Below are 8,618 nucleotides of genomic sequence, written 5' to 3' on the forward strand. Positions count from 1 at the left end.
CTTCCGGTGCGTTATCGATCTGGTCGAATGCACTGGCAGAACCAGTACCCCAGACTTCGTGACACACACGAGTCAGAGCGGCGGTCAGAGTGGTCTTACCATGGTCAACGTGACCAATGGTGCCTACATTCAGGTGCGGCTTACTGCGATCAAACTTTTCTTTAGACATTCGACCAATCCCCCTAATCAACCTGGATCATAACGTTGACCGGATTAATAATGGAGCTCATGGGCGGATTTGAACCGCCGACCTCACCCTTACCAAGGGTGTGCTCTACCAACTGAGCTACATGAGCATTACAAACTAAATTGGAGCGGGCAGCGGGAATCGAACCCGCGTCATCAGCTTGGAAGGCTGAGGTAATAGCCACTATACGATGCCCGCGAGCAATAAGTGGTGGAGGGGGCAGGATTCGAACCTGCGAAGCTTTCGCGTCAGATTTACAGTCTGATCCCTTTGGCCACTCGGGAACCCCTCCGAGTCAGGCCCGCCAAGGCGAACCTGCCTAAAACTAAAAGTGGAGCTGGCGGACGGAATCGAACCCCCGACCTGCTGATTACAAGTCAGCTGCTCTACCAACTGAGCTACGCCAGCTCACATTCGCCTCGTCAGCGAGGGCGGTATACTACGGACTTTTTTCCGGCGTTGCAACACCTTCACAACGCTCGATTTCGACTAATTCGAAATCCTCTCGGTAATCCGCCTGCAGCGCCCCGGCCTGTTCAGAATCTTCCAACGGGCCGACCTCAAAAGCGAGCGCGTAGCTTATCTGATTTCGGGGGAACATGGCCAGTACTGCATTGAGATTCTGACGATTTTTTTCTTCCATTACCGAAATCGCGGCTTCCCGCGACTCAAACAGGCCAAGGGAGATTGCGTTGCGCCTTTCACCCTCGGTCACCAGGTAGGAGTCGATACCCCTGCGCTGGATTTCACGAAACATTTTTCGGGCCTGATCCGCTGGCTGGGGAGGGATAAGGACCCAGTGCAGCGGAGCCAGCTCCCGCTCCTGTCGCTCAACGCTGTACTCCTCCCGCAACTTCCCAAGCGCGGCCGCCATGTCATGCGCCTCGGCCTCGGATTCAAACCAGCCCAAACGTGCGCAAAAAAGAGAAGGGGGCGGCGTCGGTGTGGTGACGGGAGAACTCTCCGATCCGGTCTTGAGAGTGGCAACTCGAGGCAAGCGGCCGTCACTCTGCGCCACACTAACCGACGGAGCAACCAGAGTGCTGCCGTAAAACCACAGCGCGACATTCGCCACCAGCAACATCATCGCGAGCCACTTCATGGTTGCTCCGACTCCCCCGCATCTATTGCGGCCAAACCATGCAACACCAGATCCGGGAGGTGGTCGGCGCCAAGCCCGGCAGCCAGAACGCCCGATGCGTCCCCTCCCGTTACCAGAACTCGGTCAATGGCCCGCACACGACAGTCTTGATGAATGCGCGTTGCCATCGACTGCCAGAGCCAGAACAGCCCATGATGGACGCACTCTGTCGTCGAAGCGCCGGGGTCGCCGGCATCGGACCGGTGATCTTCAAAGCCGATTCTCGCCGCGTCATTTCTGAGGCTTCGCAGCATCATCCGGCGTCCCGGAAGAATATAGCCACCCAGATGCTGGCCATGAGCGTCAACAAAATCAATCGTAATGGCGCTGCCCGCATCTACGACAGCGAAACCGCCCCCCAGCCTGGTCCACGCTCCGTACATTCCATGCCAACGATCCGCGCCCATTTTCCCGGGGTCTTCATAGGCATTCACCAACCCGTTCCGCTCGGCTTCTGACCAGTAGAAACAAGGCTTCACGGAGGTATAACAGGACAACGCCTCGGTCATGGATCGGCGTTTGTCCTCCGACGCCACGGTGGAAACGGCAATGCGGGAAACCTTGCCGCGCACCGCCGATAAACTGGCAAACGGATCATTATCAAGGGCCCCCACCCCCTCGAGAACCCTGCGCTCCCCCTCAACCACCTGCCACTTCACGCGGGTATTTCCCGCATCAATCAGCAACCTCACAACTGCACCCGCAAACTAATTTCTCCGGCCCGCACAGCTGTCACGCCACCCTCGGTTTCCAACAGATAATTACCGGAACCATCAATACCCGCACCAACACCCGCCAGGTCTCCCTGGCTGGCCACCAGTGCCTTGCCGGCAAAGATATCCCGCCGCTGCCAACGGTCACGAAAGGCCGCAAAGCCGCTTTCAGAAAACTCGTCAGCTGCGCCAACCAGGGAATCAATCAGGCTGGCCGCCAATTCATTCCGCGCCCAGACTGTCCCCGGACACGCAACCGAGAGGCTGTCCCATGCCTGAGACACATCTTCCGCCTGCTTCATATGAACATTCAGACCAATTCCTGCCACAACCTGGATAACACCCTCTTCCAGTTCGCCTTGCAACTCCACGAGAATACCGGCCACTTTGCCTTGACCGAGAAAGATGTCGTTCGGCCACTTCAAGCCGACAGGCCCGGCTCCCATCGCCTCCAAAGCCTCTGCCGCAGCCACACCCAACACCAGGCTCAACCCGTCCAGCATCGCGAACCCACCATGGAACGTCAGTGCCAGGCTCAGATACAGGTTCTGGCCGCGTGGGCTCTGCCACTCCCGCCCTCTGCGTCCTCGCCCGGCAGTCTGGTGATCGGCAATACATACCGGTATCACCGACGCCCCCGGCACCGGCCGATGACGAATAATCTCTGCGTTGGTCGAGTCCACCTCGTCCATCACCTTCAGCCTTACACGGCGACGCGCAGATTCCGGGATGCTCTCGAGAATCACCGGTTCTTCAAGGAGATCAACGGCTGTTATCAGGCGGTACCCCCTGCCACGGATCGTTTCAATCTCATAACCTTCGTCAGCCGCCCTCTTGACCTGCTTCCAGATTGCGGTACGGCTGATGCCAAGACTCGACGCAAGGGATTCCCCGGAATGAACCTGACCGTCCGCCATAAGACTTATTAAAGCTCGGGATTTCATCGGATAAAGCCTGAGAGTTTGAAAGGATCAAAGCGGGATTAAACACCAGCGGGGAACAAAAAACAAAGAGTCGCGGGCGGATACCGGGTAAACCCGGCTATCGATCAGGGAATTGGCGTCGCGGTCAGGTTCGCCTTGATATCAAAATTTTGCATCTTGACCCCATATACAGCCGTCTGCGCACCACCAACCGGGTGCACAAGGTCAACATTGTTGATGGACAGCTCCTTGAACCGGGTCTGTGCCCTGACTGCGAACCCCAGCGGCCGGTTCTCCAGATCTGCGGAAGAGGGTGCAGACTCATACCGATAACCTGCAGCCGCAGAAGCATCCATGATTTTCTCATCGCCGCGTGAGCCCGGGACCCCGAGAGAATCCGGTCCATCGACTTTTTTCACCACCCTGGTCTGGTAGACATCAATAGACACATCGGTACGAACGCCAAAGGTATTGTCGTCGAAACCATCATGATCAAAGTCACCGCCATCGCTGGTGTGGATGTCGTTGAACACCAGACGGGTTCCGGTACCGTTGATCGTCTGGCCGCTGCCGTCAGTTTCCCGGTTGGTCTCCCAGATAAAGGCATTCTTGCGTGAATCATCCGCGGCCTCCGCCAGGATCTGTTTCATCCTGACGGTGATACCCTCATCACCCCGGTCCTGCCACATTCCTCCGGAAGCTACACATGCCGGCGCCGTGGCTCCAACACCCCCGGCGCAGACCTCCCCGGAACCTCCGGGAACAATCGTCAGCCCGCTCCCGGTTTCGTACTTCTGAACCACAAAGCGGCCGAAGCTTTGTCCCGAGTCCTTATCGCCCAAGCGAAGATTTCCGACGTCCAGGGTGCTCCAGCTCTCTCCCGTGCTGAACGCCAATCCTTCCTCGGTAACATCGACCGTCATATCCCGGATATGGCCGTCGTAACTGAGGTCACTTAACCACAAGCCCTTCTGGCCGACTTCCCCGGATCCGGCGTCATAGGGCGCCGCAATCAGTGCTGCCCTGCCGTTACGGAGCTGAATGTCCGAATTAATCGTGATCCCCTCCCCGCTGGCACCACCTGCCCCAAGCGTCATGTGGCCGTCCAGTTCAAACTCGTAAGCGGGGTAGAAGCCCAGCGCCAGCAACAGCTCAGTTCCACCCTGAAGCGGCGCATCTTCGTCGCCAACCCGCAAACCGTTTATCCGGTATCCGGCCTTGACGCCTTCAAAACCGATCCTCAAACCGTCGTAAAAGCGGGTGCCATTCCGGATTTCGTCCCGGGTCACGTTCACCGTAATGTCTCCGTGCCCCCAGGATTGCAAGCCGCTGAAAATCACCCGGTTCCCGTCTTCGGTATAGCTCAGGCCTGCCTGATTCAGACTCCACTCGGTCGCCAGCCGAAGCCCCTGGCTGCCCGCATCGGGATGGCCTCCGCCCTGAAGATAGAGGGCATTCGTGTAATAGCGCCCCTCGAACTCCCGGTCTTCCAGCAGAAAACTGACGTTCACCTCACCCAGGCTGTGGCCATTGCTCCCCATTTCAATGGCACCAATGTTCACCTCCCCAGTCATACGCCCCAATGTCAGACCCAGTGCGGGCCGCCCCTGCCAATCATCCGTGACATCCAGGCGCAAGTCATTCACCCGGTAATACCCGCTGATCTGTCGCAGGGCGAGGGCGTTCCCATCGTCATGATAGATAAAGTGAGCACTGTTAATGGTTGTCTCATGGTCAATCCGCAGGCCTTCCCCAGAGCGTCCCCCGGCCTGGATATCGGTGGCTGTCGTCAAATCGAACGCCCCGCTGATACTCCCGTAACTGGGCAGTAAAGCTCCGGTGGTGGCATCCCGGGAATGGCCATGGTTGAGCGGATTGCCGCTGTAACGGATGGCGCCGACGTTATACGAACCCACAATCCGCGGAGCTGCCAAACGAAGGGTATCGCCCACGACATCAAGCGTGACCCCCAGGGCTTCCACGTCCAGAGTTATGTCATCCAGGAAGAATTCGTTGCCGTTGGTGCGATACCCCAGGCGCCCACCGGTCATGGTGTAGGCGGAATCAAAGGTATATCCAGACCCGCCGGGAGCGCCGCCCGGACGAATACGCAAATGACCTTCCAGACTGTGATCGAAAAACACCCCACCCATACTCAGACCGGGCGCACCCGCGAGACGCAGGTCACCGAACTCGATTCTGCGATCCTCTACCAGGTAGTCCAGATTCAGGGTCGCGTCGTCGGTGATATCCACCTTAACCCGATGAAATGCCCGGCCATCAGGATTCGTCACTGACCCGATCCGCAAGTCCTCCAGATGAACGCCATTACCGTCATCGAAGTAGGAGAGACGGTCTGCCGTCACCGCCACGTCCATCTCCAGGGTAATGCCACTCTGACCACTGATGCCGGCCAGGTCCGCATCATCGAGACGCTGCATCTCCGCCACCACCGGGCCGGGAAACACCAGCGTCACACCAGCAGCAACTGACAAAAAATAGAGGAATCTATCGCGGCTATTCATAACGTACCCCTACGGTTTCCCCACAGGGAACACCAGCAGGTTCCCCTCCATGACGACCTCTCCCCGCATTCCCACAGAGAAAATATCGGTTTGCTGAAATCCGGGGTCCGTAGGCCGCGCAGTGCTGCTGGCAGCGATTTTGAACCGTACATCGTTAAACCGGACGGTATTGGGCAACCCTAGCTCCAGCACATCCGCGCGGAACAGCACGCCGTCACCCCCAAACCCTGAGTCGATAGTCCGCACCCTCAGCGTAAGTCCCTCGAACGCGAAATTTCCGCGGATATCGTCCAGTACCATCCAGCCCCCATTCTCCTTCAGGCGGTAGGCAAATCGGGCGCCACACTTTCTGGTTTCATCGTCACAGCGGCCAAAGTAGCTGTTTTCAACAGGACCACCGAGCTCGTTAATACTGACATCACCGGACAGGTAAATTCCGCCTTGCCCCGCAACAGCGCCAAGCGCCTGGTCATCCAGCCGCTTCAGCTCCGCTGCGCTCTGCCCGGGAATGGATAGCGCAAGTGCGCACAACAGCAGGAGAACGTTCGTGGTAGCGACTGTCATCATGGCGCAAGATCCCTGGTGCGAATGTCGAGGTGTTGAATCAGCATTCCTTCAACCCTCATTGAGCCGAAATCCCGGTCACTCACACGGAAATTGCCAATCCGGAGATTGCTGCGGTAATCCGGATTCGTGTAATAACTTTCATAGAAATCCCAGGTTGCGGCATTACTGCTCTCCCGCAGCCCATCGGCACCGATATCCCCCGTCGCGGGTTGCTGGATTGCGGCCACCTCTACGACAAAGTTGCCGGCACCGTCGACGTCAAAGAACACGGGCTGAAGCTCATTGCCAATGGCCAGTTCGAGGGCAAAGTCCTTGAGCAACACCCGGGAACCGCACGTTTCGCCACTCTGATCACAGGCATGGATGGACAGTTCCGGGGAGTAAAAATTGAGCTTGAACTGCCCCACCATCTGGCGACGATCATTATCTCCCCACAAGCGCAGATAGCTCCCGTCTATAACGGCACTTACGGCGTGGATATTGATATTCGCCGAACGATCGTCGCCGACTCTCACGTTCATCTGCAGACCAATATCCGGGCGCTCGCCGATGTAGTCGACGGTAGCCGGACGACTGGAGCAGGGTCCTGACCCCACAACGGCCGACGCACTGGTACAGTTAAATCCCTGGGCCGAATCAACCATGGCGGGAGCCGCAAACTCCAGTACAGCCTTGCCTTTCACCCCAAACGTATTTCCGTCAACCACATCGATGCGATAGGGATTAATCAGGCGCCCGAGATTAACCGGACTAAGATTCTCGCCATAATTACTGCCGCTGCCGGATATATAAAGGTGGTTGACGGTAATATCCACCTCCCGGCCATCCGTGCTGGTTATGCCGCCAATTTTGAATATACGGGCCTGCTCTCCGTTGGCATCGGGAACGTCGGTACCGTGGGAGAACTTGAACCCTTCCAGCACAACCCCCAGACCTGCACCATCGACCTCAGAAAGCTCGGCATCATCCATACGCTCAAGTTCTGCCCGGCCCTGGCCAGGGTAGAAATTCAGCCAGGCCCCGACTATCAGGACAATGACCCGACGGAATATCAGCGTCATGTTTTGTTCTTTCATTCGACAAGACATCAGAAGAGCCCCTGCCCCCGGTCGATGTATTCCACACGCTGGCGCTCAATCCCGCCCAGCGCTTCATTGAGGTTAAACTCGACGGAACCATTGGGAATGTTGAAAAAACCACCACTGGTCGCGCGTATGAAATCCTCTGGCGTGATGTCCGTCTTGGAAACATCATCCAGCCAATCCAGATCTTGCGTCTGGAACGAGAGGAACAGCCCGGATTCGGGGCCGACAATTGCCCGCTCACCGTTGATTTCACCCAACTTACCAACCGGGAGGCTCTTGAAATCGGTCAACGAAAAACAGGCCTGAATTCCCAGCACCTGACAGTCCTGGGCAATAATATGGACATCACTCCCATGAACTTCGATCTGGGAGCTACTAAAGGCACCCGCCCCCTGGATTAGCAGGCGAGTAAAGAAAGGCACGTCTTCGACGACAAAGGTTTCGCCGTTAGGAACACCAGCGTATTCCGCCCTGATCGGGTCCAGCTCACCGAGCCTCGGATCCCCCTCCGCGCCATAGACCAGCTCAGCCCGACTGGTGATTGCATTACTACCAACCAGGTAAGGCGCCAGCGCCACGATGATTGCGTCAAAAAGGTTGCCGTCGGTGTTGGCTTCGCTGAGCCCCTCGCCCTGATCGACAATGTCGATATTCACATTACCAGTCAGGGACTGGATATCACCGGATAACACCCCCATGGCTTCACCGAACCCCAGCCGCACACCGACGACCTCATCTCTCGATTCATCGAAGGCAAACTCAAAAAACGGATTGCTCAGGGTAAAAGGCACGATCTCGCCTTCAGCGTAGGCGGAGCCATCAGGTTTGTATTGTCTGGCGAATTCTGGATTGCGATCGAAGTAGGCCTGGTTGTTGATATAGCCGAGTGAAAAATTCTCGATGAGTACATCCGAGGAGCCGACGATCTCTCCATCCCGCTCATAGCGGCCGATTTCGAGAGCATCGATATTGGTCTGGATATCGACATCCATACCGAGGTTCACCCTGGTATAGGAGGTGCTGTCCGTCTCGTCGGGATGGTATTGGCGGTCAATGGAGACGAATGCCTGGCCAGTTACCTCGGAGAGCTGATCGTCGGATATCGGGCGCAACTCGGCACTGAGACTGGTGGCCGTGGTTGCCAGCAGCAGAAAGAATCCGGCGTGTTTACTCATATTTACATCTCACTTTAAGCCGCTGTTGTTTTTTTAGCGCGGCAGTTAAGCATTAGGGATGTTAAATGAGCGTCTCTGAAGCTGGCTCTTTTTGTTTTTCGGCCAGTTTGTATACAGAACTTTACCTTTATCTACAGACTGTCACTGTGCGCGGCGTCATAGAATGGGGAGATTGTGAACTTTCCTTCAGGCAATAAAAAACCCCAACATCAAGGATGCTGGGGTTTTTCGGTATTAAGAGCCTGACGATGACCTACTCTCACATGGACGGACCACACTACCATCGGCGCAGGTCTGTTTCA

At 56.7% G+C, this 8,618-nt stretch carries 8 protein-coding genes and 4 tRNA genes; all 12 read right to left on the minus strand.

The features are described 5' to 3' along the window. The coding region (locus Q0Y21_RS07100) for a GTP-binding protein (RefSeq protein ID WP_297793119.1) at window positions 1–169 on the minus strand (169 nt) is incomplete at its 3' end. 51 nt (window positions 170–220) lie between these two features. Beyond that, window positions 221–296, minus strand: a tRNA-Thr gene (locus Q0Y21_RS07105). Between the two features lie 14 nt (window positions 297–310). Continuing rightward, window positions 311–385: transfer RNA gene (locus Q0Y21_RS07110), tRNA-Gly, on the minus strand. Between the two features lie 10 nt (window positions 386–395). Next, a tRNA-Tyr gene (locus tag Q0Y21_RS07115) sits at window positions 396–479 on the minus strand. A gap of 40 nt (window positions 480–519) precedes the next feature. Next, window positions 520–595 (minus strand) — tRNA-Thr (locus Q0Y21_RS07120). Window positions 596–626: 31 nt separating this feature from the next. Beyond that, window positions 627–1,289, minus strand: a complete 663-nt coding sequence (locus tag Q0Y21_RS07125) for a hypothetical protein (protein ID WP_297793104.1) — start codon at window positions 1,287–1,289, stop codon at window positions 627–629. Beyond that, complete coding sequence (locus Q0Y21_RS07130) at window positions 1,286–2,020, minus strand: type III pantothenate kinase (RefSeq protein WP_297793107.1); 735 nt, start codon at window positions 2,018–2,020, stop codon at window positions 1,286–1,288. Before Q0Y21_RS07130 ends, Q0Y21_RS07125 begins: the two co-directional genes overlap by 4 nt. Next, window positions 2,017–2,985, minus strand: coding sequence for a biotin--[acetyl-CoA-carboxylase] ligase (locus Q0Y21_RS07135; RefSeq protein WP_297793109.1), 969 nt, complete (start codon window positions 2,983–2,985; stop codon window positions 2,017–2,019). The genes Q0Y21_RS07130 and Q0Y21_RS07135 overlap by 4 nt, the downstream gene beginning before the upstream one ends. Window positions 2,986–3,089: 104 nt before the next feature. Further along, window positions 3,090–5,489: a DUF6160 family protein gene (locus Q0Y21_RS07140; RefSeq protein ID WP_297793112.1), complete on the minus strand. Its 2,400-nt coding sequence runs from the start codon at window positions 5,487–5,489 to the stop codon at window positions 3,090–3,092. Between the two features lie 9 nt (window positions 5,490–5,498). Then, the gene (locus Q0Y21_RS07145) at window positions 5,499–6,053 is read right to left on the minus strand and encodes a DUF6160 family protein (protein ID WP_297793122.1); all 555 of its coding nucleotides are present in this window, start codon (window positions 6,051–6,053) and stop codon (window positions 5,499–5,501) included. After that, window positions 6,053–7,117, minus strand: a complete 1,065-nt coding sequence (locus Q0Y21_RS07150) for a hypothetical protein (protein ID WP_297793114.1) — start codon at window positions 7,115–7,117, stop codon at window positions 6,053–6,055. Before Q0Y21_RS07150 ends, Q0Y21_RS07145 begins: the two co-directional genes overlap by 1 nt. A gap of 26 nt (window positions 7,118–7,143) precedes the next feature. Further along, window positions 7,144–8,316: a DUF6160 family protein gene (locus Q0Y21_RS07155; RefSeq protein WP_297793116.1), complete on the minus strand. Its 1,173-nt coding sequence runs from the start codon at window positions 8,314–8,316 to the stop codon at window positions 7,144–7,146. Between the last annotated feature and the right edge of the window lie 302 nt (window positions 8,317–8,618).

This window comes from uncultured Marinobacter sp., assembly GCF_947259545.1.
Taxonomy (GTDB): Bacteria; Pseudomonadota; Gammaproteobacteria; order Pseudomonadales; family Oleiphilaceae; genus Marinobacter.

Coding starts and splice junctions, on each gene's coding strand:
- Q0Y21_RS07125 (WP_297793104.1), bottom strand. CDS start 1,289: ATGAAGTGGCTCGCGATGATGTTGCTGGTGGCGAATGTCGCGCTGTGG.
- Q0Y21_RS07135 (WP_297793109.1), bottom strand. CDS start 2,985: ATGAAATCCCGAGCTTTAATAAGTCTTATGGCGGACGGTCAGGTTCAT.
- Q0Y21_RS07140 (WP_297793112.1), bottom strand. CDS start 5,489: ATGAATAGCCGCGATAGATTCCTCTATTTTTTGTCAGTTGCTGCTGGT.
- Q0Y21_RS07145 (WP_297793122.1), bottom strand. CDS start 6,053: ATGACAGTCGCTACCACGAACGTTCTCCTGCTGTTGTGCGCACTTGCG.
- Q0Y21_RS07150 (WP_297793114.1), bottom strand. CDS start 7,117: ATGACGCTGATATTCCGTCGGGTCATTGTCCTGATAGTCGGGGCCTGG.
- Q0Y21_RS07155 (WP_297793116.1), bottom strand. CDS start 8,316: ATGAGTAAACACGCCGGATTCTTTCTGCTGCTGGCAACCACGGCCACC.